This is a genomic window from Nocardioides sp. REDSEA-S30_B4, assembly GCF_001627265.1.
GTDB lineage: Bacteria > Actinomycetota > Actinomycetes > Propionibacteriales > Nocardioidaceae > Nocardioides.
The window spans coordinates 1-25938 of record NZ_LUPI01000044.1 but is presented as its reverse complement, the minus strand read 5'-3'; the positions used below and the strand labels follow the sequence as shown (position 1 = coordinate 25938).

The following is a 25938-nucleotide window of genomic DNA, read 5'->3' as shown; positions in this document are numbered from 1 at the left end:
CCGCCCTGGGCGAGATCCCGGTGGAGGGTGGGCGACCGGAGCCGGTCAAGGCCGCCACTGGCGTCGAGCTCGGTGCCGCTTTCTGCGAGCTGCTGGAGAAGCTTGATGGCTCCCAGGTCCCGGAGATGTCGACCGGCGCGACGGTGGTCGTCACCATGACCCTCGAGACCCTGACCGGCGGCCTGGCAGCCGCCACGTTGGACACCGGTGACCGGATCGCCGCCCACACCGCCCGACGGCTGGCCTGCGAGTCCGACATCGTCCCCGTCGTCCTGGATGGCCGACGCGAGGTCCTCGACGTCGGCCGCCGCAAGCGGCTGTTCACCCGCGCCCAACGCATCGCGCTGGCCACCCGCGACAAGGGCTGCACCGCGGTCGGTTGCCGGACCGCGGCCTGGTTCTGCCACGCCCACCACGACCAGCCGTGGGCCACCGGCGGCACCACCGACCTGGCCAACGGCCGGCTGCTGTGCCCCACCCACCACCGCACCGCCCACGACCCCCGCTACGAGATACGGGTCCTGGCCGACCACCAGATCGAGTTCACCCTCAGATGCTGAGTCGCCGAGCCTCTCGGAGATCCGCCTCTCCGACGAGCAAGTGCAGGAGCAGTTCGCCCTCGAAGCCGAGCCCCGACACCAATTCGACGGCTACAGGCGGCGCCGCTGAACGTCCGCTTCTGCCGCACCGTGTGCCCTTCGTCTGACAGACGCATGTGGAGTGCAGACGTCACGCATGGCGTGTCGAGAGCACTTCACAGTCGGATCCCGGGGCCTCGACCCGCACCGGAGACGTCCTGAGATGTGGCGAGGGCGCTCGCGCGACCGCCGCACTCCGCGGCGCTGCGGGCGCCGCACCGACGGTGGTCGCCGTCGTCGACCGCGCCACCGGGTCTCGACACGCGGGTCACGGCTTCGCAGGCTCAGCCGTGCCGCTCGCTCGACCACCGATGATCTTCCGAGATGGCTTCGCCATCACGGAAGATCGAGCAGCTTCTCCTTGACGGCGTACATGACCGCCTCCATGCGCGAGTGCAGCTGCAGCTTCTCCAAGATGTTGCGCACGTGGTTCTTCACGGTGTTCTCGGAGATGAACAGGTCCTTGGCGATCTCGCGGTTGTTCTTGCCCGTGGCGACCAGGCGCAGCACCTCGAGCTCGCGCTCGGTGAGCCGCAGGCCGGGCATGTGCTCGCGCTCGGGCTTGCTCATCTGCTTGAACTCGTCGATGAGCTTGACCGCCATCGAGGGGCTGATCAGCGACTGGCCGTCGGCGACGACGCGGACGGCCTGGGCGACCTCCTCGATCGAGGAGTCCTTGAGCAGGTAGCCGGCGGCGCCGCTCTTGACCGCCTCGTAGAGGTCGGCCTCCTCGTCGGAGACCGTGAGCATGATGATCTTGGCCGAGGGCACGGCCTCCTTGATGGCCTTGCACGCCTCGATGCCGGTGCGCTTGGGCATCCGCACGTCGAGCAGGACCACGTCGGGGGCAGCGGAGGCCGCGAGCTCGGTGCCCTCGATGCCGTCACCGGCCTCGCCGACGACGTCGATGCCCTCCTCGACGGAGAGCAGCATCGTCAGGCCGCGGCGGAACAGCTCCTGGTCGTCGACGACGAGGACTCGGACGGACTCGTCGTTCTCGCTCTGGGACACGGGCCGAATCATGGCACGTTCGGGCCCCCCAGGGGGACCCGAACGTGTCATCCGTCGGTGCGCGGGGCTGGCCCGCGCGGCTCAGGTGCGTCTCAGCTGAGGGCTCACTCCTCGCCGAGGTCGAGGGAGATGACGCCGTAGTCGTAGCCGCGGCGGCGGTAGACGACCGCGGGCCGCTCGCTCTCCTTGTCGACGTAGAGGTAGAAGTCGTGACCGACCAGCTCCATCTCGTAGAGCGCCTGGTCGAGGGTCATCGGGGAGGCCGGGTGGGTCTTCTCGCGCACGACGAGCGGGCCGTCGCCGGTGACCGCGATGGGGCCGACGTAGCGCTCCTCGCTGGTCTCGGCGGGCTTCTCGTCCTCGACGACCAGACCACCGGGGCCCTCACCGGGCAGCGGGAGGCCGGCGGTCGCCTGGCCCACCGACATCGGGCGCTTGCCGCCGCGGTGGACGCGCCGCCGGTCAGCGGCCTTGCGCATCTGGCTGGCCATCTTGTCCAGCGCCAGGTCCAGGGCACCCATCTTGTCGTCGGCGGCGGCCTCGGCCCGGATCACCGGCCCCTTGGAGAACGCGGTCAGCTCCACGTGGACGGCACGGTCGTGCTGACGTGGGTTGGGCTCGCAATCGACCTCGACGTGGACCCGCATGATGTGGTGATCGTGCTTCTCGAGCTTGGTCAGCTTCTCCGAGACATGGGCCCGGAAGCCCTCCTTGATCTCGCAGTGACGACCGGTCACGACAACGTCCATGGCAATCCCTCCTCAGCGCGCACCGTCGGTGGTGCGCCGTTGGTGTGTGGCAGGAGGAGTCCGTCCGGCCGACCTGGTCTTCGTCCCCACAATCGCCTGCTGAAGCGTTCGCAGCTTCTCTGCCACTACTGGCCTTCTCCCGACATCGGTCACATCTGGTGACCTGGTCGAGGCAGGACTTACGTCTAAGCCGCACCGTGATCCCGCCCGGAGGCGGTTACGTGGACCGTTTCGCCTGCGACTGGCATCGGCTTGCCGTGAGGGCGTCCGGATGGACCGACGCGCCCTGACGACGCAACCACGGACCCGGACGGACTCCATGACGAGACGATAGGCCCAACGGCGGGTGCACGGAAGGGAACGAGGACCCCTCTTGGCAAAGCCTCAGGTGCGCCGTCCCCTCCCCTCGGTACCCCGCCGAGAGGTCGCCGCCACCGTGGCGCTGCCCAGCACCGGGACCCCCACGGCCCGCAGCGCCCGCTGCGCCTCCACGAGCGTGGCGCCGGTCGTCACGACGTCGTCGCAGACCACCGCCCCCGCGATCTCCGGTACGCCGCCGGCCAGCCGTCGCAGGGGCCCCGGGCGCACCCGCAGCGCACCGTGCAGGTTGGCGGCGCGCGCGGCCGTGTCGAGCCCGGACTGGTCCGCCACCCCCGGACGGGTGGCCAGCAGCGGCACCGAGCGGGCCGGCACCCCACCCCGCTCGAGCTCGCGCGCCGCCGCCCGCACCAGCGCCAGCATCGCGTCCCTGCCCCGGGCCCGCACCGCGGCGGGCCGCGAGGGCACCGGGACCAGCACGAGCACCGCGCCCGGGGCGACGCCGCCCTCCGCCGCCAACCCGGCGACGCTCTGCGCGAGCAGTGCCCCCAGTGGCGCGGTCAGCTGGTGGCGCCCCTGCTCCTTGTGCGCCAGCAGCAGCGCGCGCAGCGCGCCGGTGTAGCCGCCGCAGGACCAGACCGGCAGCAGGCCGGGCGGGCAGGGCCGCGGCCGGGTGCGCGAGCGGGTCAGCGGGGCGTCGAGGAGCAGGCGCTCGCGGCACGCGCGACACAGCACTCCCCCGGGTCGGTCGCAGGCCGCGCACCGGCCGCCGAGCAGCAGGTCACGGGCGCCGTCGCGCAGGGTGGTCGGGTCCACGGGGGCATCCCACCGCCTACCGGACCGCCGTCGGGACGACCGGGCGACGGCGGTGGAGGACCCGGTCAGGAGCGGGGCGTGTGGAGGGTCGGCGGGTCAGCCGGCGTACGTCACGAAGGTGAGGCCCTCGTCGAGCACCCGCGGCCCACGGACAGTGGCGTTGAGGTCGGCCAGCCCGGTGTCGGTCACGGCGTAGACGCGCGTGCCGCGTGCCGGTGAGCCGACGAGGGCGGTGGCGCCGGACAACGTGGTGATGATGCCGTCCAGCCCGCCGGGCGAGCCGTCGACGCCGACGGTGACGACCTTGGCCGAGACGTCGGTGAGCCGGTTGAGCACGGCCAAGGTGGTGGTGGACGTCCACGCGACGTCGCGGATGCGTCGGCTCGGGTCGTCGTCGAGGTTCAGCGGGCGCGACCGGGTCGCCCCGGTCACCCGCTCGCTGTCGTCCCCGCGGATGCGCGCCACCCGGACCGTGTCGGCGCTCGGACCGCGGACCACGGCGACCAGGCGGGTGCCGTCACGGGAGACCAGGAAGTCACGCACCTCCTCGCCGGTGACCCCCGGGACGTCCAGCACGCCACTGTCCTCCCCCTGCACCCACCTGACGACAGCGCCATCGGCCGTGCGGTCGAGCAGCCAGAGCCGGTCGTGGACGTCCCAGGCCGGTGGCAGCAGGTCGGTGCCGACGGCCGCGGTCGTCACGTCGGGCAGGCCGGGGTCGGTCGACGGGTCCTCCCGCGGCGTGACCCCCTCGCCGTCGGTCAGCGGGGCCAGCAGGACGGTGCCGCCGGCCTCGGACACCGCGGCGACGCGCGTGCCCAGCAGGTCCACGGCCACCGAGCGCACGCCGAGGTCGACACGACCCATGACGCCGCCGACCGGGTCCAGGGAGCCTGGCGTCCCCGAGACGAGCAGCCCGTCGCGCAGTCCGTGCAGCAGCGAGTCGGTCTGGAAGCCGACCGGGTCCAGCTGGTCGCCCACGGCCACGGGGATGCGCGTCTCCCCGCCCACGGTCCGCACCGGCCGACCGTCGATCGCCAGGGTGAAGGCGTCGACGTCGGGATCCTGGCGCAGCGTCCAGGCCAGCTGGGCGAAGAGCAGCTCGGTGTCGGCGGGCGAGAACGCGCTCGCTTCACCGGTCAGGCTGATGGCGGCCAGCCCGTCGGTCACCGGCACCGACAGGTCGACCTGGAGCCCCGAGGGCAGCTGGGTGCCGAGGACACCCTGCAGGGCGCGGCCCGGGCCGCGCAGCAGCCCGGAGACCAGCGAGGAGGCGAAGGTCGGGTCGTCGCCGACGAAGACCGGCTCCGGCACCAGCACCGACCCCGAGGGGTCGGGGAAGTAGAGAGCCACCCGGCGGTAGCGCTGCTCGAACCAGGTCTCCGGGACTACCAGGGCGTCGGGCAGGTCGGAGATGCGGTACTCGCCGTCCTCGGTCACGAGCCGGAACCCCAGGATGCTGTCCTCGGGGGCGAGGTCGCCCTGCCAGGCGCCGCGCGCGTCGAGCCGGCTGGCGCCGCCGAGCCGCACCTCGATCCGGGCGGCAGCGCCCGCCGGCGGCAGCGCGTCCTCGTAGACGATGGTGCCCGCGGGCGACCACGTCGACCGGGTCTCCGAGCTGAGGAACTGCTTGGCCGTCGACAGCTCGGTGGGCCAGGCCTGCATCGCGTCGAGGAAGCCCTTGACCACCTCGGCCGCGGACATGCCCTCCTGCGGAGGTCGCGCATCGATGGCGGCGGCACCGCCGGTGTCGGTGGCCGAGCCGCCCGACTCCTCGACCTCGACGACCGGCCCGGCCTCGGGCAGCGCGACGCAGCCCGTCAGCGCCGCGAGGCAGACGGCGACCAGGCTGGCCGCGACCCGGCGCCTCACACCGGCTCCACGACGTCGTCGGGGATGAGCGGGATCGGGCTGCGGCGCAGGGCGTCGCCGTTGCGCCGCGGCAGCGTGAGCCGGAACTGCGCACCCTCGCCCGGGCGGCCCCACGCCTGCAGCCAGCCCCCGTGCAGGTGGGCGTCCTCCAGGGAGATCGACAGCCCCAGGCCGGTGCCGCCCGACGTGCGGGCACGGGCGGGGTCGGCCCGCCAGAAGCGGTTGAAGACCATCGCCGACTCCCCCGGCGCCAGGCCGACGCCGTGGTCGCGCACCGCCACGGCCGCGGCGTGGTCGTCGCCGGCCACGCGCACCACGACGGTGGGCGTGGCGCCCGGGCGCCGCGGACCGGCGTGGTCGATCGCGTTGCTGACCAGGTTGCGCAGGACGCGCTCCACCCGGCGTACGTCGGCCTCGGCCAGGCAGGGCCGGTCCGGGGCCCGGACGACGAGCCGCACCCCGCGCTGGTCGGCCAGCGGCCGGGTGCTCTCCACGACGCGGTGGGCGACGTCGACGAGGTTGACGTCGTCGACCTCGAGCTGCGCCGCGCCGGCGTCGAAGCGGCTGATCTCCAGCAGGTCCGCGAGCAGCGTCTCGAACCGGTCGAGCTCGGTCTGCAGCAGCTCCGCCGCGCGCGCGGTGACCGGGTCGAAGGACTCCTTGGCGTCGTGCAGCACGTCGCCGGCCATCCGCACGGTCGTCAGCGGCGTGCGCAGCTCGTGGGAGACGTCGGAGACGAAGCGGCGCTGGACCCGGCTGAGCTCCTCGAGCTGGCGGATCTGGCGCTGCAGGTTGGAGGCCATCTGGTTGAAGGAGGTGGCCAGGCGGGCCAGGTCGTCCTCGCCGGAGACCTCCAGGCGCTCCTGCAGCTGTCCGGCTGCCAGCCGCTCGGCGACCCGCCGCGCCATCCGGATCGGGGTGACGACCTGCTGGGCCACCAGCCAGGTCACGCCGGCGACCAGCAGGAGCAGCAGCACCCCGGCGGTCAGCAGCGCCCGGGTGACCAGCGCCAGGGTCTCCTCGTCCTCGGAGGTCGGGAACAGGAGGTAGAGCGTGTAGGTCCGGCCGTCGGCCGGGAGCGTGACCTGCGAGCCCACCGCGATGCCCGGTTCGGAGACCGGCGTCTCCCCGTCGGGGGCGAGCCGGCGGATCGTGGTGAAGGTCCACGAGGGCGTCGCGACCGTCGAGAAGTGGTCGACCAGCGAGGCCGGCACCGACGTGCGGTCCAGGCCGAAGGTGTACGTCGCCCCGCCGCCGCCCGGGTCCGCCGCGACGCCCGTGGGACCCGCAGGGCCGGCCAGCACCACCGCGAAGTCGCGCGAGAGGCCTCGCTGGATGATCGGCTCGACCAGCGCCCGCTGCTGCTCGGCGGCGTCGACGTCGCTGAGGGTGGCCGAGGCCAGCCGGGTGCGGGCGTCCTCGGTCTCGTCGAGCGCCTCGGCGACGACGGCGTCGACCCGGTCGTCGAGCAGGCCGTCGCGGGTCTGGCGCAGCAGGAACCAGCCGACGACACTGACGACCAGGAACGACAGCACGAGGGTGCTGGCCACCACCCGTGCCTGGATGGAGCGGCGCCAGAAGGTGAGCGCGGCCACCCGTCGGCCGCTCAGGCGGTGCCGGCCTTGTAGCCGACGCCTCGCACGGTCACCACGATCTCGGGGTTCTCCGGGTCGTGCTCGACCTTCGAGCGCAGCCGCTGGACGTGCACGTTGACCAGGCGGGTGTCGGCCGCGTGGCGGTAGCCCCAGACCTGCTCGAGCAGCACCTCGCGGCTGAAGACCTGCCACGGCTTGCGGGCCAGGCAGACCAGGAGGTCGAACTCCAGGGGCGTCAGGCTCACCGGGCGACCGCCACGGGTGACCTGGTGGCCGGCAACGTCGATGTGGACGTCGCCGATGGTGAGCGTCTCGGCCTGCGCGGTCGCGTCGAAGCGGCGTACGCGCGCACGGATGCGGGCCACCAGCTCCTTGGGCTTGAACGGCTTGACGACGTAGTCGTCGGCACCGGACTCCAGCCCGACCACGACGTCCACGGTGTCGCCCTTGGCGGTGAGCATCACGATCGGCACGCCGGACTCGGCGCGGATCTCCTTGCACACGTCGATGCCGTCGCGACCGGGCAGCATCAGGTCGAGCAGGACGACGTCGGGGCGGTAGTCGCGGAAGGCCTCGACGGCCTCGTCGCCGCGCAGGCACATCCGCGAGTCGAAGCCCTCCTGGCGCAGCACGATGGTGAGCATCTCGGCCAACGAGGCGTCGTCGTCGACGACGAGTACCCGACCCTTGGTCGTGTAGTCGTCCTGCGGCGCTGCCTCACTCATGGTCACCATCTTGCACCCTCCCCCCTGGCGGGCGTGCGAACGGCGGCCCCGACACCGCGGGGCCGCCGTGCGCGATCGATCAGTAGCGGTACTCGTCGGACTTGAACGGCCCCTCGACCGAGACGCCGAGGTACTTCGCCTGGTCGTCGGTCAGGGTCGTCAGCCGCACGCCGAGCGCGTCGAGGTGCAGGCGGGCGACCTCCTCGTCGAGGTGCTTGGGCAGCACGTAGACGCCGACGGGGTAGTCCTGCGGCTTGGTGAAGATCTCGATCTGCGCCAGCACCTGGTTGGTGAAGGAGTTCGACATCACGAACGACGGGTGGCCGGTGGCGTTGCCGAGGTTCATCAGGCGGCCCTCGGACAGCACGATGATCGCGTTGCCCTCGCCCTCGGGGAACGTCCACAGGTCGACCTGCGGCTTGACGTTCTTGCGGACGACGCCGGGGTAGGTCTCCAGGCCGGCCATGTCGATCTCGTTGTCGAAGTGACCGATGTTGCCGAGGATGGCGTTCTTCTTCATCCGGCGCATCTGGTCGACGCTGACGACGTCCTTGTTGCCGGTGGCGGTGATGACGATGTCGGCGATCTCGATGACGTCGTCGAGGGTCGACACCTGGTAGCCGTCCATCGCGGCCTGCAGCGCGCAGATCGGGTCGATCTCGGTGACGATGACGCGGGCGCCCTGGCCGCGCAGCGACTCCGCGCAGCCCTTGCCGACGTCGCCGTAACCGCAGACCACGGTGACCTTGCCGCCCATGAGGACGTCGGTGGCGCGGTTGATGCCGTCGACGAGGCTGTGGCGGCAGCCGTACTTGTTGTCGAACTTCGACTTGGTGACCGAGTCGTTGACGTTGATGGCCGGGAAGAGCAGCGAGCCCTCGCGCATCATGTCGTAGAGGCGGAGCACACCGGTGGTGGTCTCCTCGGTGACGCCGATGATCTCGCGGGCGACGTTGGTCCAGCGGTCCTTGCTCGCGGCGAGGCTGCTCTGCAGCACCTCGAAGATGATGCGCTGTTCGGTGCTCGTGGCGGTGGCCGGGTCCGGCGCCTCGCCCTTCTTCTCCGCCTCGACACCGAGGTGGACCAGCAGGGTGGCGTCGCCGCCGTCGTCGAGGATCATGTTCGCGAAGCGCTTCTCGCCGGCCTCGTCGGTGCCCCAGTCGAGGATCTGCTGGGTGCACCACCAGTACTCCTCCAGCGTCTCGCCCTTCCAGGCGAAGACCGGCACGCCCGCGGGCGCGTCGACGGTGCCCTCGGGGCCGACCGCCACGGCCGCGGCCGCGTGGTCCTGGGTGGAGAAGATGTTGCAGGAGGCCCAGCGGACCTCGGCACCGAGCGCGGTCAGCGTCTCGATGAGGACCGCGGTCTGGGTGGTCATGTGCAGCGAGCCCGCGATGCGGGCGCCGGCCAGCGGCTTCTCGGCGCCGTAGCGCTCCCGCATGGCCATCAGGCCGGGCATCTCGTGCTCGGCGAGCTCGATCTCGGTGCGGCCGTAGTCGGCCAGGGACAGGTCGGCGACCTTGAAGTCCATCAGGGTGTCTCCTCGCAGGGGGTTGGAGCCAGGCCTGCGTCGCGCATCTGCGCACCGTCGGGATCTCCCACGCAGTCCGCCGTCCAGCGTAGGCGGACAGGCGTGACGACCGGGAATCCCGGCGGGTGGTGGGCTGGAGCGGCCAGCCGTCGAGCAGCCGTCGACCCGTCGCGGACCAGCCCGGGGGTCAGTGCGCGTTGCGCCGCGGCACCAGGTGCATCACCGCGACCAGGACGGCCCCGATGACCAGCCCCAGGACCGCCGAGCAGCCGGTGTTCGTCACCCAGCCGAGGACCGACCCGAGAGCACCCGTGGCGTCGTGCACGGCCTCCTCGAGGTGGTGCACGACGTCGTACGGCGCGTGCCAGCCGAGGTCGTGGGAGCCGACGAGCACGATGTGCCCACCCACCCACAGCATCGCGGCCGTGCCGACGGCGCCGATGACCTCGAGGACCCGCGGCATCGCCTGCACGAGCCCGCGGCCGACCCGCTGGGCGACGGCGCTGGAGCGTTGGGCCAGCGAGAGGCCGACGTCGTCCATCTTCACGATGAGCGCGACCACGCCGTAGACGACCGCGGTGATGAAGAAGGCGACGACCACCATGATGGCGGCGCGCGACCAGAAGCTCTCGCCCGCCACCTCGTCGAGGGAGATCACCATGATCTCGGCCGAGAGGATCAGGTCGGTGCGGATGGCGCCGGAGATGAGGGTCTTCTCGGTCTCGGCCGGGTTGCCGGCGGCGACCTTCTCCAGCGCCTCGTCGTCGTGGTGCCCGTGGCCGGGGCCGAACTTCTCCCAGATCTTCTCCGCGCCCTCGTAGCAGAGGTAGGCACCGCCGCACATGAGGATGATCTTGAGCAGGGAGGGCAGCAGCTCGCTGAGCAGCAGCGCGGCCGGCAGGATCAGCAGCAGCTTGTTGCGGATCGAGCCGATCGCGATCTTCTTGATGATCGGCAGCTCGCGCTCGGCCGCCACGCCCTGGACGTACTGCGGGGTGACGGCCGTGTCGTCCACGACGACACCGGCCGCCTTGGCGCTGGCGCGCCCGGCGGCGGCACCGACGTCGTCGATGGAGGCGGCCGCCAGCTTGGCGAGCGCCGCGATGTCGTCGAGAAGGGCGAAGAGTCCACCGGCCACGTCGGGAGCCTAGCGGTGCCTCAGACCCGGACCGTCTCCCGCTGCACGTGCGTCTCGATGCGCGCCGCGAGCTCGTCGGCCTCCTTCTTGGCCTCGGCCACCTCCAGGGCGTCCTTCACCCGGCGCTCGCCCCAGCCCAGCGGATCCACCGCGTGCTGCAGCACCCGGGCCACCGGTGGGCTGGCCAGCAGCAGCGCCACCGCGACCGACCCGAGCGTGGTCACGACCAGCCCGAGCGCGACGTGGTCGCCGAACAGCTCGCCGTAGCCCGCGTAGCCCAACCCCTTCACCACGAAGCCGTGGAAGAGGTAGACGATCAGCGTCGAGGCACCCATCGCGGTGAACCAGCCGCGCACCCGCGGCACCAGCGCCAGGAACGCCCAGGTCCCCAGCGTGCCGAGCACCAGCAGCGCGGCCCGGGTCAGGAACGCCTGGCCGTCGCTGACGTCGAGCTCCTCGTAGCGGGCCCGGTAGTAGAGCCACTCGGTCCCCGCCCAGTCGTCGGTGCGCGAGGTCAGCACCCAGATGCCGACGAAGACACCGAGGGCCGCCACCTGCGCCGCACGGCTGCGCAGCAGCTCGAGCCGCTCCGGGGTCGACTTCAGGCCCAGGACGAAGAACGGCAGCAGACCCAGGATCCGCGCCACGTCGAGCGTGTCACCGGCGTACAGCCCCGCGACCAGGGAGATGACGACGGCCAGCCCCAGGCCGCCCCACATGTTCTTGAACACCGGGGTCAGCAGCCGCCAGAAGAACAGCGCCGAGAGGTACCACATCGGCCAGTGCGGGTCGCGCCAGAGGTTCTCCAGCTCCTCGCCACCGACATGGATGCGGAACATCGCGATCGCGGCCTCGAAGAGCACATACGGCACGGCCACCGTGCGCACCAGCTGCCACATCCGCGCGCGGGTGTAGGTCCAGCGCTGGGAGAGGTAGCCGGTCAGGAAGACGAACGCCGGCATGTGCCAGGCGTAGAGGAAGTCGTAGAGGTGGTCGTTGGTCGTGGAGTCGGGCAGCACCACCCACGCGTGTCCCACCACCACCAGGGTCACCAGCGCCATCTTGGCGTTGTCGAACCACGGGTCTCGAGAAGAGGCCATGGGAACCGTTCTTCCCGCTCCTCCCCCGCGGCGAAACGTGACGCATGCCCCTCTCAGCGACTCCTCAGGCGAGCGCCAACGACGGCACCCACCGCTGGGTGAGGTGCGATGAGCGCCAGCGACGTCCCATCCGCCGGTCGAGGAGGCGCGCCAGCGCCGTCTCGAGACCCCGTACGCCGACGAGCAACCTCATGCCGGCGCGACTGGAGGGTTCCTCGTGAACCCCTTTCACGACACGCCCTCCGGTCCTTGTCGACTCGGTGGTCGGGGTGGGTGGGCGCCTGGACGTTCGCGCTGCAGCAGGTCCTGCATTGATCAAAGGCGTGCTTGCGGTGGGCGTTGGATTCGGTACCTGGTTGCGGTTCGCTCGACCCCTTCGGCCCGCTGGGGTGCTCGCTTGGGTTGCGCTTGATTCGTCCTCCACAGATTCCTCCCCGAGCCCGCATCCAGGGTTCCTTTCGAACTGGTGTTCTAGTAAACTCTGGACATGGCACTCGGACACCACGACACCCCCTCGCAGGTCACTCCTGCGGAGTCGACCGGTGACCTGCTGACCGAGATTCGCGACCTTTCGGGCTGCCCGACGACGACGCCCACACCGAGGCCGAGAACGCCTGGGTGTCCCGGTTCGGGATGCCCGGCGCCGACACCATGCTCGAGCTCGCCGGCCCGGGTGCACCGGAGATCTCGGAGTTCGCGGTCATCGAGCTCGCCGCCGCCCTGGGCAGGTCCACCGACTCGGGCCGGATGCTGCTCTCCGACGCCGTCGAAGCCCGCTACCGGCTCCCCAAGATCTGGCAGCGACTCCTCGACGGCCAGGTCCAGGTCTGGCGGGTACGCCGCGTCACCGACCTCACCCGCGCCCTCACTCAGGAGGCAGCCGCGTTCGTCGACGCCCACCTCGCCCACGTCGTCCACACCGCCTCCTTCACCACCGTGAAGCGACTCGTCGCCGAAGCAGCCGCACGGTTCGACCCCGAGACGGCTGAGATGGAAGAGGCCGACACCCAAGCGACGCTGCACGTCACCCTCGACCTCTCCACCGCCTGGTCCATCGGCACCGCGAGCGGCGTCCACCTGTCCGGTCTGCTGGACCGGGCCGATGCCGAGGAGCTCGAGCACGCCATCCGCACCATCGCCGACCAGCTCGCCGCCGCCGGGTCCACCGACACCCTCGACGTCCGCCGCGCCAAGGCACTCGGGTTCCTCTCCCGCGGCGACCTCACCCTCGACCTGACCACCAACGACGAGGCTTCGCCGGTCGAGGAGGCGCGCCAGCGCCGTCTCGAGTCCACGAAGCCCACCAGCCGCACCCGTCAGGTCGTCCTCCACATCCACCTCAGCGAGGCAGCGCTCCGTGGCAACGAAGGACCCGGCACCCCTGAGTTCGACCCCGACACCGGGATGCTCGGCCTCCACCTCGCCCGCGTGGAGAACCACCACCAGACCCTCACCGCCGACGCGGTCCGCGACTGGCTGTCAGTGCCTGGCACCCAGGTGGTCGTGAAGCCGGTCATCGACCTCGCCGACCAGATCGCCGTCGACTCCTACGAGATCCCCGACCGCATCAGCCAGCGCGTGCGACTCAAGCGCCCCACCTGCGTCTTCCCCCACTGCACCCGCACCTCAGCACGCACCGACCTCGACCACATCGACGAGTACGTCCCACCCGACCAGGGCGGACCACCCGGCCAGACCGCCACCGACCGACTCGCCCCGTTGTGCAGACGACATCACCGAGCCAAGACCCACCCATCCCCTGACGGGCGGTGGGACTACCAGCAGCTCACCCCCACCACCTGGCTCTGGACCAGCCCCCACAGCCTGCGGTTCCTCGTCCACCCCGACGGCACCACCACGCTCTGAAGCGCGGGCGCTGAGGTCCTGGCGTGCTCTGCGTCAGCGCGTGCCCCGGGTCACGGCAGCAGGCCAGCCAGCGCGTGCCGTGGTGCCCGACAGCGTCGACTCTCCTAGGGTGGCGCCCGTGCCGACCGACCAGCCCGTACGCCGCGTGGTGGCCGTCGTCGTGACCTTCAATCGCCACGATCTGCTCCAGACCCTCGTGGCGCGACTGGCAGAAGTGCGCGAGCGGACCCCGGCGCTGGTCGAGGTGCTGGTGGTCGACAACGCCAGCACCGACGACACGGGGGAGTGGCTGGCCGGCCGCAGCGACGTGACGGCGAGGACGCTGCCCGACAACCGCGGCGGCGCCGGGGGCTTCCACGCCGGCCTGCGGTGGGCCGCGGAGGAGACCGACGCGGACCTCGTGTGGCTCATGGACGACGACGGGCTGCCCGAGGTCGAGTGCCTCGAGCGGCTGCTGCGCGAGGACGACCTGGACTTCTGGGGACCGCTGGTCGTCGACGAGCAGGACCCGGGGCGGCTGGTGTTCCCGATCCGGCTGCCCGGCGGCACCCGCGTGGTGCGGGCGCTGGCCGACGTCGAGCGGGCCGGGGGAGAGCGTCAGCGCATCGACGACATCGTCATCCCCTTCAACGGGGTGCTGGTGACCCGTGAGCTGGTCGAGCGGATCGGCCACCCCCGCGAGGAGTTCTTCATCTGGGGCGACGACCACGAGTACCGCCTGCGCGCCGAGCGCGCCGGGGCCCGCATCGCGACCGTCACGGACGCGCGCGTCCACCACCCGTCCGTGGGCGAGCTGGGGACGCCGATGATGGCCGGCCGCACGACGTACAACCACAGCCCCAGCGACCTCAAGGCCTACTGCATGGCCCGCAACAACACCCTCAACCTGCGCGAGTACCGCGGCTGGCTGCACGTGCTGCTCTTCTGGGCCAAGACCGTGTGGTTCTACCTCCTCACCCGCCGCGACCCGGTACGCCTCGCGCTCAGCGCCCGCGCGGCGTACGCCGGCCTGCGCGGCGACTTCACGGGCCACCGGAGGTACCTGCGATGACCACCGTCGAGACCGGGGAGACCGTGGCCGTCGTCGTGGTGACCTTCAACCGCGCCGCCCTGCTCACCGGGATGCTCGACGGCCTGGCCGCGCTCGAGCACCGCCCCGACGCGGTGATCGTGGTCGACAACCACAGCAGCGACCACACGCCGCAGGTCCTCGCCGACGAGCAGGCCCGCGGCCGGCTGCCGCTGCAGGTCATCCGCACCGAGGAGAACCTCGGCGGCGCCGGCGGGTTCCACCTCGGTCTGCGCACCGCCTACGAGCAGGGCTGGGACCGCGCCTGGCTGATGGACGACGACGTCGTCCCGGCACCGGACTGCCTCTCGGTGCTCATGGCCCAGGACGAGGACTGCCTCACCAGCGTGCGCGAGGACTCACACGGCCGGCTGTGCGAGAAGGCCGCCACCCGTTTCGACCTCACCCACCCCTGGGCGATCAAGCCCAAGACCGGGATGGTCGAGGACTTCGGCACCCGCGCGGCCATGCCTGAGCGGGTCGAGGTCGAGAACGTCGCCTTCGAGGGCTTCATGGTGCGCCGCACGGTGGTGGAGGAGATCGGGCTGCCCGACCCGTCGTACTTCATCTTCTACGACGACGTGGACTTCGCCATCCGTGCCCGCCGCAGCGGCCGGCGCATCTGGGCGGTCCGCGACGCGGTGCTCGTGCGCCAGCTCGACTTCGACCAGCAGCACGACCTGGCCGGGTGGAAGGGCTTCTACATGTATCGCAACCTCTTCGCGGTGCACCTGCGGTACGGCGAGAACGCAGCCGTCCGGCTCAAGCCGCTGCTCATCGTGCTGGCCGTCCTCCTGCTGGCGCCCGTGCGCGGCGGACGGTCGGAGGCGGCCAACGTGATCCGAGCCATGCGCGCAGCGTGGGGGATGCGCTCGCTGCCCCCGTCGTCCGTAGACTGACCGATCGTGTCTGCTCCTGACTCCGCCCCCGATCTCGTCGTGGTCGGCTCCGGCTTCTTCGGCCTCACCATCGCCGAGCGCTGCGCCACCGAGCTGGACCTGAAGGTCCTCGTCCTCGAGCGCCGCCACCACATCGGTGGCAACGCCTACTCCGAGTTCGACGAGGAGACCGGCATCGAGGTGCACAAGTACGGCACGCACCTGTTCCACACCTCCAACAAGCGGGTGTGGGACTACGTCAACCGGTTCACCGACTTCACCAACTACCAGCACCGGGTGTTCGCGAAGTACCAGGGGCAGGTCTACTCGTTCCCGATGAACCTCGGGCTGATCAACCAGTTCTTCGGCAAGTCCCACACCCCCGACGAGGCACGGGCGCTGATCGCCGAGCAGGCCAGCGAGATCGCCACCGAGGACGCCACGAACCTCGAGGAGAAGGCGATCAGCCTGATCGGCCGCCCGCTCTACGAGGCGTTCGTCAAGGGCTACACCGCCAAGCAGTGGCAGACCGACCCGACCGAGCTGAGCGCCGACATCATCACGCGCCTCCCGGTCCGCTACACCTTCGACAACCGCTACTTCAACGACACCTACGAGGGCCTGCCGGTCGACGGCTACACGGCGTGGCTGGAGCGGATGGCCGACCACCCCAACATCGAGGTCCGCCTCGAGGTCGACTTCCTCGACGTGCGCGAGGAGTACGTCGGCAAGGTCCCGGTCGTCTACACCGGCCCCGTCGACGAGTACTTCGACAACTCCGAGGGCCGGCTGTCGTGGCGCACCATCGACCTGGAGGCCGAGACCCTCGACGTCGACGACTACCAGGGCACCGGCGTGGTCAACGCCAACGACCAGGAGCTGCCCTTCACCCGGACCCTGGAGTTCAAGCACCTGCACCCCGAGCGCACCTACCTGCCGGGCAAGACGATCGTGGTCCACGAGTACAGCCGCTTCGCCGAGGAGGGCGACGAGCCGTACTACCCGGTCAACACCGCGGCCGACCGCGAGATCCTGATGCGCTACCGCGAGAAGGCCAAGGCCGAGGACATGGTGCTCTTCGGCGGCCGCCTCGGCACCTACCAGTACCTCGACATGCACATGGCCATCGGCTCGGCGCTGTCGATGTACGACAACAAGATCAAGCCGCACTTCGCCGAGGGTGCGCCGTTCGCCAGCGGAGGTGTGGCATGAGCACGCGCAGGATGCTCCAGCGGCAGATCATGCCGCTGGACCGCGACTTCGACGTCATGGCCCTCTACGTCGACACCGAGGAGGCCCGCCTCGACGCCGACAAGTACGAGGTCGGCGGCAACCGGGCGGCCAAGGACCTCAACAACGCCGCGGTGCGGCAGTCCACCAGCACCGGCAAGAGCCTGCACCCCGACCAGATCGAGTCGCGCACGGCGCTGCGGGTGCCGCAGGGGGAGAAGCTCTCCTTCGGCACCTACTTCAACGCCTTCCCCGCCTCCTACTGGCGGCGCTGGACCGTCGTCGACGCCGTCCGCCTCACGGTGACCCTGCGCGGCGAGGGCGCGACCCTGCTGGTCTACAAGTCCATGGCGCGCGGCCACTCCCAGCGCGTCGAGTCGGCAGAGACCACCGGCGGTGCCTCGGAGACCTTCACCTTCGACCTGACGCTCAAGCCCTTCATCGACGGCGGCTGGTACTGGTACGACGTCGTGGCCGGTGACGGCGACGTCGTCGTCGAGTCCGCCGAGTGGAGCGCCGAGGTCCCCGCGGGCCGCGCCGAGCACGGCACCACCGACATCGCGATCACCACGATGAACCGCCCCGACTTCTGCGCCGAGCTGCTCGTCCAGCTCGGGGAGGCCGAGGAGCTGCACCCCTACCTCGACACCGTGATGGTGATGGAGCAGGGCACCGACAAGGTGACCGGCTCCGAGCACTTCGCGACCGCCGAGAAGCTGCTGGGCTCCACGCTGACCGTGCTCGAGCAGGGCAACCTCGGCGGCTCGGGCGGGTACGCCCGCGGGCAGCTGGAGTCGGTGAAGCGGGGCTCGGCGACGTACTCGCTGATGATGGACGACGACGTCGTGTGCGAGCCCGAGGGCATCATCCGCGCCGTCACCTTCGCGGACCTGGCCAAGCGCCCCACGATCGTGGGCGGGCACATGTTCAACATCTACTCCCGGTCTCGGCTGCACAGCTTCGGCGAGATCGTCCAGCCGTGGAAGTTCTGGTGGGAGAGCCCCAACGACACCTTCCCCGACTGGGACTTCGCCGCACGCAACCTGCGCTCGGCGCGCTGGCTGCACAAGCGCGTGGACGTCGACTTCAACGGCTGGTTCATGTGCCTGATCCCGCGGGCGGTCCTCGAGGAGGTCGGCCTGTCGCTGCCGCTGTTCTTGAAGTGGGACGACTCGGAGTTCGGCCTGCGCGCTCGGGAGCACGGCTTCCCGACCGTCACCTTGCCCGGCGCCGCGGTCTGGCACGTGCCGTGGACCGACAAGAACGACGCGGTCGACTGGCAGGCCTACCTGCACCAGCGCAACCGCTTCGTCGCGGCGCTGCTGCACTCGACCTACCCGAACGGCGGCCGGATGGTGCGCGAGAGCCGCAACCACCAGATCGCCCACCTGGTCTCCATGCAGTACTCCACCGTCGAGATGCGTCACCAGGCGCTGCTCGACGTGCTGTCGGGGCCCGGCCACCTGCACCAGCGGCTGCCGGAGACGCTCACCTACGTCAACGCGATCCGCAAGCCGTTCCAGGACGCCAAGCTCGAGGTCGACCGCGACGCCTTCCCGCCCGTACGCCGGGAGAAGCCGCCCCGCAAGGGCCGCGACTCCGCCGAGGTGCCCAGCCGCGTCTCGCAGCTGGTCAGCGCCGGCCTGCAGCCGCTGCGCCAGCTGAAGAAGCCGCGCGAGCTGTCCCGGGAGTTCCCCGAGGCGGAGGTCCGCGCCATGGACGCCAAGTGGTACCGCCTGGCCTCCTACGACTCCGCCATCGTCTCGATGAACGACGGCACGTCCGCCGCGTTCTACCAGCGCGACCCGGAGAAGTTCCGCGAGCTGCTCACGAAGACGCTGAAGCTGCACGAGCAGCTGAAGAAGGAGTGGCCGCGCCTGGCGCAGGAGTACCGCGCCGCGCTCGGCGACATCACCTCGCCGGAGACCTGGGAGCAGACGCTGTCGCCGTGGCTGGGGCAGGATCGCTCGGGTTCCGATGACTGAGGGCCGCTACCTGGTCGACGCGCCGTTGGCGCCGCCGACCGCGACCCAGGGCCTGCTCGAGGTCTTCCGGCGCCGTTACCTGCTCAAGCTGCTGGTGCGCCGGGAGATCAACGCGCGCTACTCCGGGTCGTTCCTGGGGCTGATCTGGTCCTACATCAACCCGCTGACCCAGCTGTTCATCTACACCTTCATCTTCGTGCTGGTGCTGGGGCGCGACCGCACCGAGAACTTCGCGATCCACGTCTTCTGCGGCCTGATCGTCGTCCACTTCTTCACCGAGACCTTCAACGCGGGCACCAGGTCGATCGTGCGCAACAAGGCACTGATCCGGAAGATGGCGCTGCCCAAGGAGATGTTCCCGGTCGCGTCGATGATGGTCTCGTTGTTCCACGTGGCCCCGCAGGTGGTGATCCTGCTGGTCGCGGTGCTGATCATCGGCTGGGCGCCCTCGGGGCTGGGCATCGCCGCGTTCTTCCTGGCGCTGGGCATCATCATGGCGCTCGGGACCGGGCTGGCCCTGATGTTCAGCGTCGCCAACGTCTACTTCCGCGACTTCGCCAGCGTGGTCAACATCCTGACCAACTTCGTGCGCTTCGGCGTCCCGATGATCTACCCCTACTCGATCGTCGACGAGCGCTTCGGCGACGCGGCCGCCTACTACCTGTGGAACCCGCTCTCGAACGCCGTGCTGCTCGTGCAGCGCGCCTTCTGGGTGGGCACGACCGAGGACCCCGAGAGGACCATGCTCACCGAGATGCCCGACGCGATGTTCTCGCGCGGCCTGGTGATGCTCGGGGTGGCCGTGGTCGTCCTGCTCCTGGGGCAGTGGGTCTTCCGCCGGTTCGAGAACAAGATCCCGGAGCGTCTGACGTGACCAGTGCGCTGAGCAACCCGAGCAGCTACCCGCCCGAGACGTCGATCGTCGTCGAGAACGTCACCAAGACCTTCAGCCTGCGCTACCACCGCACCTTCAAGCAGGTGACGGTGGCGAAGTTCCGCGGCCAGAAGACCAAGGACGACTTCAACGCCGTCGACGACGTCTCGTTCACCGTCAAGCAGGGGGAGTCGATCGGCCTGATGGGCCTCAACGGCTCGGGCAAGTCGACCCTGCTGACGCTGATCAACGGCACCATGAAGCCGGACTCCGGCCAGGTGCTGACCCGGGGCCGGATCGCCGGTCTCATCGCGACCGGTGCCGGGTTCCACCCGCAGCTCTCGGGGCGCGACAACATCTACCTCAACGCGGCGGTCTTCGGGCTGACCGAGGAGGAGACCAAGGACCGCTTCGACGACATCGCCGGCTTCGCCGACATCGGTCGTCACCTCGACTCGCCCGTCGGCAACTACTCCTCGGGCATGAGCTCGCGGCTGGGGTTCGCGATCGCGATCAACGTCGACTGCGACATCTTCCTGGCCGACGAGCTGCTGGCGGTGGGGGACAAGCCCTTCAAGCGCAAGTGCATGGCCAAGATGGAGGAGGTGCGCGACTCCGGTCGCACGCTGTTCTACGTCAGCCACGCCGCCGGGTCCGTACGTCGCATGTGCGACCGGGTCCTGGTGCTGGAGAACGGCCGGCTCGGCTTCGACGGTGACGTCGACGAGGGCATCAAGTACCTCCACTACGACTCCGACGACGAGAACAACGACGACGACGAGCTCGGCGCCGACGTCTGACGCCAGCCGGCCCGGCGAAGAAATCCGGACCTCCTCGGCGTGTCGAGTGGAAATTACACGTTTGTAGTTACTCACGAACTCTTCCGTGACCTGTGTGACTCGTGTGAAAGTTGCGCGCAGTGTGAACTTCCCCGCGCACGCAAAGGTCCTCGATGTCGCTCTTCCGGTCACGGTTCGTCACCGCCTGCCAGCAGCTGCTGGCCCTCGGTGCGGTGCTCGCCGTGCTCACCCCTGCCGCGAGCCTGATCAGCCTCGACGTCGTGCGCCAGCCGCCCGCCGGGGTCACGATCTCGGGCACCGGCTCCGAGGTCGGCGTGCTGTCGGCGTACGCCCAGGTGGCGCGGAGCACGGCGACGCTGCCGGCGACCGTGGTGGACCCGGTCGTGCGCGAGGTGTCGCTGACCGGCACGGCCGCGGCCCGTGCCGTGCCCGGCGGCGGCCAGCGGCTGGTGAGCCGGCCGGAGGCCGTGACCGGTGACGGCATGGTCGGCGTCACCTGGGCGCCGGGCGCCGAGGTCGCCGAGGAGGACCTGAGCATCGCGGCCCGCACCCTCACCGACGGCGAGTGGTCGGGCTGGTCGGCACTGGAGTACCACGACGAGCACGGCCCCGACCCCGACACCCGCGAGGGCCGTCGGGCGCGCCCCGGCACCGAGCCGTTGTACGTCGGTGACGTCGACCGGGTCCAGGTGCGGGTCGTCGACGCCGCCGGCGCCGCGCCCGCCGACCTGCGGCTGGCCGTGATCGACCCCGGCACCCCCTCGCGCACGGTCAGCCAGCGCGCGGCGCTGGACACCGCGGAGACGACCTCGGCCGCCGGGCCCGCCGCCCGCGGCGGGGTCACCCCGGAGCCGCAGATCTTCTCCCGCGCCCAGTGGGGCGCCGACGAGAGCATGCGCGACAAGGGCTCGCTGCGCTACTACGAGGTGCACGCCGGCTTCGTGCACCACACGGTCAACGCCAACGACTACAGCCGCGACGAGGTGCCGGGCATCCTGCGCAGCATCTACGCCTACCACACGAAGTCCCGCGGCTGGTCCGACGTCGGCTACAACTTCCTCGTCGACCGCTTCGGCCGGATCTGGGAGGGCCGCTACGGCGGCGTCGACCGCCCGGTCGTCGGCGCGCACACCCTGGGCTACAACGACTACGCGTTCGCGATGTCGGCGATCGGCAACTTCGAGCAGGTCAAGCCCAGCCAGGCGATGGTCGAGGCTTACGGCGCGCTCTTCGCCTGGAAGCTCTCGCTGCACGGCGTCGACGCGTCCTCGACGAAGCAGCAGGTCGGCAGCGACACGTTTCCGGCGATCAACGGCCACCGCGACGCCGGCTCGACCGCCTGCCCGGGGAAGTACCTCTACGCCCGCCTCGGCGACATCCGCAGCCTCGCCGCCGCCGCGCAGACCGGCTGGGAAGGGCGCGACCTCGACGCCGACCTGCTCGGCACGCCGCACCCCGACGTGGTCGCGCGTCGCGCCAGCGACCACCGCGTGGTCGTCATCCCGACCGGCGGCCTCACCAAGGTCCGCAAGCCCGTCGTCGACTCCACCGGCTGGGGCTCGTACGCCGCCACGCTGGTCTCGCCGGACCTGACCGGTGACGGGCGACCCGACCTCCTCGGCCGCACCGCCGACGGCTCCGTCGAGGTCCGGGTGGACGGCCGGGTGCTCCGCACCGCCGGGGTCACCCGGGGCCACGACCTGCTCGCGGCGCCCGGCGACGTGGACGGCGACGGCCTCGGCGACCTGGTCGGCCGCGACGAGTCCACCGGCCGCCCGACCCTGTTCCGGGGTCGCGGCAACGGCGGCTTCGCCTCCTCGGCCATGAGCGGCGACTGGAGCGGCTACGACCTGCTGGCCGGCGCCGGTGACCTCGACGGCGACGGCGTCGGCGACCTGGTCGCCCGCGACGGTGCCGGGTCCCTGTGGCTGCTGCCCGTCGGCGGCACCGGGACCCCGAGCGTGCTGGTCCAGGGCGGTCCCCGCTACGACGCGGTGACCGGCTCCGCGGACTGGAACGGCGATGGCCTCGTCGACCTCGTGGTGCGCCGCGAGGGCGGCCACGCCTACGTGCTCCCGGGCCGTGGTGACGGCACCGTCGGCGCGGCCCGGGGCCCGGTCAAGCGGCTCAAGGGCCGCGGCGACCTGGCCGGCGCCGGCGACGTGACCGGCTCACCGGCCCCCGACCTGGTGTCGCGGCGCGGGGACGAGATGCTCGTCTTCACGGGCACCGGCACCTTCGACACCGGCGCCGTGGTGGAGACTAACGTGCGCGCCAAGGGTGCCGACCTGGTCCTCAACGCCGGCGACTGGGACGGCGACGGCCACGGCGACCTCATCGTGCGCCAGCGCAAGAAGGGCGCGGTCAAGGTCCGCAGCGGCGACGGGACGGGCAGCTTCGCCAAGGCGGTCAAGATCGGTCACCGCATGGGCGACGTGCGGATGCTCGAAGTCGTCGGCGACATGACCGGCGACGGCTGGCCGGACCTGATGGGCCAGCCCAGCGGCGGCGCCATGCGGATCTACCCCGGACGCGGGCTCGAGCCGCTCGGGCCGTCGTACCAGGCGCACTCGGCGCTCTCGGGCACGCGCCAGGTCGGCGTGGGCCGCTGGGACTCCGACGGTGCCCCCGACACCCTGGTCCGGCGCGGCGACGACCTGCTCGTCTACACCGGCAACGGGCCGGGCGGGCTGACCGGCGGCCGCACCCTCTCCCTGGACCTCTCCGACTACGACCTGATGACCGGCGTCCCCGACGTCACGCTGCGCGACCGGCCCGACCTGGTGGTCCGCGAGCGGGGCACCGGTCGCCTGCTGCTCGTCGAGAGCCGCGCCAACGGGTTCAAGAGCCCGCGGGTCATCGCCGACGGAGCGGAGGTCTACGACCTCGTGGACTGAACAGACGACCTGGTGGACTGAGTGGGGAAGCTCAGAGGTGCCGCGCGGTGACGCGCTCGTCGGTCGCGACCGACTCGAGCCGGTCGTCGTCGGCACCCACGACCAGGACCAGCGAGCCGCTGCGTGCCAGCGGCTCGGTGAGGACGCAGATCCCCGGTGGGGAAGCCGGGTTCTGCGTCGACAGGAGGCGGCCGCCGTCGGTGAGGAGACTCCCGGTGGCGGCCGCTTCCCAGTCCGGCTCGCTCGGCCCGGGCGGGTTGAACCCGGCGTACGCGTCGGGCTGGCCCCAGATCTCCACACCGAGGTCGTGCACGCCGGCCGGCAACGGGTCGCTGAAGCGCAGGCCCAGGGGGTGCAGCGCGGAGGCCACGACCGGCAGCGACCCGGCGCGGGGGCCCCAGCTGTCCAGGCCGTCGGGGCCGCACACGACGGCGTCCGGTGACGCGGTGTCGCCCGGGAACGCGACCTCGAGGCCCACGCTCCAGGCGGCGCCGAGGAAGACCGGGCCCAGCCAGTGGCACGGCAGGTCGACCAGCAGCACGTCCTCGTGGTCCAGGCCCAGCTCGTCCTCCAGCAGCCCGGCGGCCTTGGCCACCCAGTTGGCGTACGTCGTCAGCGACAGCTCGGTGCGCTCACCGGTCGCGACGTCGTAGAAGGTGAGGAACGGGCGCCCCGGGTCCCGGCGGACCTGGGCGGCGAGCAGATCGGCGAACGTGGTCACACCACGACCCTAGGCGCCCCTAGGGTTGGCGCCATGATCGACAACTTCTGGGCCGTCGTCCCCGCCGGCGGTGCCGGCACCCGCCTGTGGCCGGTCAGCCGGGCCACGGCGCCGAAGTTCCTCCGCGACCTGCGGGGGAGCGGGCGGACGCTGATCCAGGAGACCCACGACCGGCTGGTGCCCCTCGCGGGGGAGCACATCGTGGTCGTCACCGGCACCGCCCACGCCGCCGCCGTCGCCGAGCAGCTGCCCGACGTGCCGGCCGACTCGATCATCGCCGAGCCCTCGGCCCGCGACTCGATGGCGGCCATCGGGCTGGCCGCCGCCCTGCTCGAGCGGCGCGACCCCCACGCGGTGATGGGCTCCTTCGCCGCCGACCACGTGATCACCGACCCCGACGGGTTCGGCGACGCCGTGCGGACCGCCGTCGCGGTGGCACGCGAGGACTGGCTGGTCACCCTCGGCATCGAGCCCACCTTCCCGTCCTCGGCCTTCGGCTACATCCGCTCCGGCGACGGGCTCGACGGCCACCCGGGCGCCCAGCGCGTGGCGGCGTTCGTGGAGAAGCCGTCGGTGGAGGTGGCGACCGGCTACCTCGCCGAGGGCGGCTACCGCTGGAACGCCGGCATGTTCGTCGTGCGCCCCACGGTGCTGCTCGACCTGCTCGGCGAGTGGCACCCGGAGTTCGCCGCGTCGCTGCGGGCCATCGCCGCCGCCCCGGACACGCTGACCGAGGAGTGGCCCTCGCTGCCGAAGATCGCGCTGGACCACGCGGTGGCCGAGCCGGCCGCCGACGCGGGCCGGGTCGCCACCGTGCCGGCGTCCTTCGCGTGGGACGACATCGGCGACTTCGACTCGCTGGCGACCCTGCTGGAGGGCGAGGACCCGGTGACCGTGCTGGGCGACGCGACCGCGGTGCACGCGGTCGACGCGACCGGCCTGGTGGTGACGGGGGGCCGCACCATCGCCGTCGTCGGTCTCGAGGACGTCGTGGTCGTCGACACCCCGGACGCGGTGCTGGTGACCTCCCGTGCCCGCGCGCAGGAGGTCAAGGCCGTCGTGGCCGCGCTGAAGGAGTCCGGCCGGGCCGACCTCGTGTGAGGCTATCGTGTGAGCCGGCCCGCGCGGCTCACATCGCGACGTCGGGCTCCGGGCTGTCCTGCTGCGGGTAGTCGCGGACGAAGGTGTCCACGGCCTCGCCGCTGGGCGCCTCGCAGTACTGCCACACGCCGACCTGCTCGCCGTCGGTCTCGCCGACCCCGCCGACCGACCAGTGGGTCAGGGCGACGTGCTGGCCGTCGGGGAAGTCCGCCCCGTCCTCCTCGGTCCACGGCGCGACGATGAACGCGTTGCGCCGGTCGGTCGTGTCGGAGAACTTGCGGGCGATCGCACGCAGCTCGGTGAGCTGGTCGGCGTCCTCGGCGACGGTCTCGTCGTACCACAGGATCGTGAAGCCGTGCTCGAGGTTGTGCACGAGCTGCTCGAGCTCGGGACGGTCGGACTCGGTGTAGAACTCGCGGCCGATCGGGACCGGCGCCTTGCCGAAGACGTTCCAGTGCTGGCCGAAGGCGGGCGGGGCGTCGTCGTAGAAGACCTGCTGGCCATCGTCGACGTGGTTGCCGCTGCCCTCGGCGGACTTCGTGGTGATCTCGCCGCAGACCGAGGCGGGGGCGCCGATGGCGGCCAGGTCGGTGTCGGAGAAGCCGCGCTGGTCCCACCAGCTCTTGATCGGCTGGTAGGCGGCGGCGGCCACGATGACCACGGCGATGAGCGCGCAGGTGCCGATGATGGCGAAGCTGCGGCGGCTCTCGGCTCCGCGCTGCTGCTTGCGGATCTTGTCGAGCTTCGCCTGTCGTTCGGACTTGACGGTCTTGGCCACGGTTCGGCAGTCCTCGGGTGTGCGGTGGTGCGATGGGGTGTTGCGCGGATGTCGCGGGGGAGTCTACGGAGTCAGCGGTCGCAGGCGTGCCCCGACGTCGGCATCTCCCGTGTCATCGGCCTCCACGAGCCAGCCATGAGCGAAGGCCAGCACCTCCAGCAGGCGTACGTCGCCGGGCGCGACGGGCACGACCAGCGCGTCACCCGGCTCGGGCCCCTCCTCGCGGCAGGTGCGGCCGGTCACCGC

At 71.3% G+C, this 25938-nt stretch carries 23 protein-coding genes; 10 read left to right on the top strand and 13 right to left on the bottom strand.

Translation table 11 applies throughout. The features are described from left to right. Positions 1–560, top strand: a 560-nt coding sequence (locus tag A6R01_RS10430; protein WP_292605575.1) for an HNH endonuclease signature motif containing protein, incomplete at its 5' end; no start/stop codon positions are given. Positions 561–974: 414 nt separating this feature from the next. Here A6R01_RS10430 and A6R01_RS10425 read toward each other — a convergent pair. From A6R01_RS10425 to A6R01_RS10380, 10 genes are all read right to left on the bottom strand, one after another. After that, positions 975–1661, bottom strand: a complete 687-nt coding sequence (locus A6R01_RS10425; protein WP_348695937.1) for a response regulator transcription factor — start codon at positions 1659–1661, stop codon at positions 975–977. A 92-nt stretch (positions 1662–1753) separates the two neighbouring features. Further along, on the bottom strand, positions 1754–2398 hold the full coding sequence (gene raiA / locus A6R01_RS10420) for a ribosome-associated translation inhibitor RaiA (protein WP_292605571.1): 645 nt from the start codon (positions 2396–2398) through the stop codon (positions 1754–1756). 384 nt (positions 2399–2782) lie between these two features. Beyond that, a complete protein-coding gene (locus tag A6R01_RS10415; protein WP_292605569.1) occupies positions 2783–3532 on the bottom strand; it encodes a ComF family protein in 750 nt (249 codons plus the stop codon). A gap of 96 nt (positions 3533–3628) precedes the next feature. Beyond that, entirely contained in the window at positions 3629–5404 is a 1776-nt protein-coding gene (locus A6R01_RS10410) for an LpqB family beta-propeller domain-containing protein (RefSeq protein ID WP_292605567.1), read from the bottom strand. Beyond that, positions 5401–6999 carry an MtrAB system histidine kinase MtrB gene (gene mtrB, locus A6R01_RS10405; protein ID WP_292605565.1) on the bottom strand — a complete coding sequence of 533 codons (1599 nt, stop codon included), beginning with the start codon at positions 6997–6999 and terminating at the stop codon, positions 5401–5403. Before mtrB ends, A6R01_RS10410 begins: the two co-directional genes overlap by 4 nt. A gap of 11 nt (positions 7000–7010) precedes the next feature. Beyond that, positions 7011–7724 (bottom strand): MtrAB system response regulator MtrA, encoded by a 714-nt coding sequence (gene mtrA, locus A6R01_RS10400; protein ID WP_292605563.1) that lies wholly within the window; start codon positions 7722–7724, stop codon positions 7011–7013. 79 nt (positions 7725–7803) lie between these two features. Beyond that, positions 7804–9255 carry an adenosylhomocysteinase gene (ahcY, locus tag A6R01_RS10395; RefSeq protein ID WP_292605561.1) on the bottom strand — a complete coding sequence of 484 codons (1452 nt, stop codon included), beginning with the start codon at positions 9253–9255 and terminating at the stop codon, positions 7804–7806. Positions 9256–9442: 187 nt separating this feature from the next. Beyond that, positions 9443–10393 carry a DUF808 domain-containing protein gene (locus A6R01_RS10390; protein WP_292605559.1) on the bottom strand — a complete coding sequence of 317 codons (951 nt, stop codon included), beginning with the start codon at positions 10391–10393 and terminating at the stop codon, positions 9443–9445. A 20-nt stretch (positions 10394–10413) separates the two neighbouring features. Beyond that, complete coding sequence (locus A6R01_RS10385) at positions 10414–11493, bottom strand: acyltransferase family protein (protein WP_292605557.1); 1080 nt, start codon at positions 11491–11493, stop codon at positions 10414–10416. Between the two features lie 64 nt (positions 11494–11557). Continuing rightward, entirely contained in the window at positions 11558–11686 is a 129-nt protein-coding gene (locus A6R01_RS10380; protein ID WP_292605555.1) for a hypothetical protein, read from the bottom strand. Between the two features lie 425 nt (positions 11687–12111). Here A6R01_RS10380 and A6R01_RS10375 point away from each other — a divergent pair, with 425 nt between their 5' ends. From A6R01_RS10375 to A6R01_RS10340, 8 genes are all read left to right on the top strand, one after another. Then, positions 12112–13359, top strand: a complete 1248-nt coding sequence (locus tag A6R01_RS10375) for an HNH endonuclease signature motif containing protein (protein ID WP_292605553.1) — start codon at positions 12112–12114, stop codon at positions 13357–13359. A gap of 118 nt (positions 13360–13477) precedes the next feature. Beyond that, positions 13478–14410 (top strand): glycosyltransferase family 2 protein, encoded by a 933-nt coding sequence (locus tag A6R01_RS10370; protein WP_292605551.1) that lies wholly within the window; start codon positions 13478–13480, stop codon positions 14408–14410. After that, a complete protein-coding gene (locus A6R01_RS10365) occupies positions 14407–15327 on the top strand; it encodes a glycosyltransferase family 2 protein (RefSeq protein ID WP_292605549.1) in 921 nt (306 codons plus the stop codon). Before A6R01_RS10370 ends, A6R01_RS10365 begins: the two co-directional genes overlap by 4 nt. Positions 15328–15333: 6 nt before the next feature. After that, positions 15334–16518 carry a UDP-galactopyranose mutase gene (gene glf / locus A6R01_RS10360; RefSeq protein ID WP_292605547.1) on the top strand — a complete coding sequence of 395 codons (1185 nt, stop codon included), beginning with the start codon at positions 15334–15336 and terminating at the stop codon, positions 16516–16518. Continuing rightward, positions 16515–18521, top strand: a complete 2007-nt coding sequence (locus A6R01_RS10355; RefSeq protein ID WP_292605545.1) for a glycosyltransferase — start codon at positions 16515–16517, stop codon at positions 18519–18521. The genes glf and A6R01_RS10355 overlap by 4 nt, the downstream gene beginning before the upstream one ends. Next, a complete protein-coding gene (locus A6R01_RS10350; RefSeq protein WP_292605543.1) occupies positions 18514–19395 on the top strand; it encodes an ABC transporter permease in 882 nt (293 codons plus the stop codon). The genes A6R01_RS10355 and A6R01_RS10350 overlap by 8 nt, the downstream gene beginning before the upstream one ends. Then, a complete protein-coding gene (locus A6R01_RS10345) occupies positions 19392–20195 on the top strand; it encodes an ABC transporter ATP-binding protein (protein ID WP_292605541.1) in 804 nt (267 codons plus the stop codon). Before A6R01_RS10350 ends, A6R01_RS10345 begins: the two co-directional genes overlap by 4 nt. A gap of 152 nt (positions 20196–20347) precedes the next feature. Continuing rightward, positions 20348–23092, top strand: coding sequence for an FG-GAP-like repeat-containing protein (locus A6R01_RS10340; RefSeq protein WP_292605539.1), 2745 nt, complete (start codon positions 20348–20350; stop codon positions 23090–23092). Positions 23093–23123: 31 nt separating this feature from the next. On the opposite strand, the gene A6R01_RS10335 is transcribed toward A6R01_RS10340, so the two are convergent. Beyond that, positions 23124–23813, bottom strand: a complete 690-nt coding sequence (locus tag A6R01_RS10335; protein WP_292605537.1) for a TIGR03089 family protein — start codon at positions 23811–23813, stop codon at positions 23124–23126. A gap of 33 nt (positions 23814–23846) precedes the next feature. Between A6R01_RS10335 and A6R01_RS10330 the strand changes: the two genes are divergently transcribed. After that, positions 23847–24914, top strand: coding sequence for a mannose-1-phosphate guanylyltransferase (locus tag A6R01_RS10330; RefSeq protein ID WP_292605535.1), 1068 nt, complete (start codon positions 23847–23849; stop codon positions 24912–24914). 28 nt (positions 24915–24942) lie between these two features. Here the strand turns inward: A6R01_RS10330 and A6R01_RS10325 are convergent, their stop codons facing one another. Then, on the bottom strand, positions 24943–25692 hold the full coding sequence (locus A6R01_RS10325) for a DUF3105 domain-containing protein (protein WP_292605533.1): 750 nt from the start codon (positions 25690–25692) through the stop codon (positions 24943–24945). A gap of 63 nt (positions 25693–25755) precedes the next feature. After that, a partial coding sequence (locus A6R01_RS10320) for a hypothetical protein (protein ID WP_292605531.1) occupies positions 25756–25938 on the bottom strand: 183 nt, incomplete at its 5' end.

Bases quoted from the DNA above. Each gene is read 5' to 3' on its own strand.
- A6R01_RS10355 (WP_292605545.1), top strand. From the start codon at position 16,515: ATGAGCACGCGCAGGATGCTCCAGCGGCAGATCATGCCGCTGGACCGC.
- A6R01_RS10350 (WP_292605543.1), top strand. From the start codon at position 18,514: ATGACTGAGGGCCGCTACCTGGTCGACGCGCCGTTGGCGCCGCCGACC.
- A6R01_RS10330 (WP_292605535.1), top strand. From the start codon at position 23,847: ATGATCGACAACTTCTGGGCCGTCGTCCCCGCCGGCGGTGCCGGCACC.
- A6R01_RS10365 (WP_292605549.1), top strand. From the start codon at position 14,407: ATGACCACCGTCGAGACCGGGGAGACCGTGGCCGTCGTCGTGGTGACC.
- raiA (WP_292605571.1), bottom strand. From the start codon at position 2,398: ATGGACGTTGTCGTGACCGGTCGTCACTGCGAGATCAAGGAGGGCTTC.
- A6R01_RS10380 (WP_292605555.1), bottom strand. From the start codon at position 11,686: ATGAGGTTGCTCGTCGGCGTACGGGGTCTCGAGACGGCGCTGGCGCGC.
- A6R01_RS10385 (WP_292605557.1), bottom strand. From the start codon at position 11,493: ATGGCCTCTTCTCGAGACCCGTGGTTCGACAACGCCAAGATGGCGCTG.
- A6R01_RS10340 (WP_292605539.1), top strand. From the start codon at position 20,348: ATGTCGCTCTTCCGGTCACGGTTCGTCACCGCCTGCCAGCAGCTGCTG.
- mtrA (WP_292605563.1), bottom strand. From the start codon at position 7,724: ATGAGTGAGGCAGCGCCGCAGGACGACTACACGACCAAGGGTCGGGTA.
- A6R01_RS10425 (WP_348695937.1), bottom strand. From the start codon at position 1,661: ATGATTCGGCCCGTGTCCCAGAGCGAGAACGACGAGTCCGTCCGAGTC.
- ahcY (WP_292605561.1), bottom strand. From the start codon at position 9,255: ATGGACTTCAAGGTCGCCGACCTGTCCCTGGCCGACTACGGCCGCACC.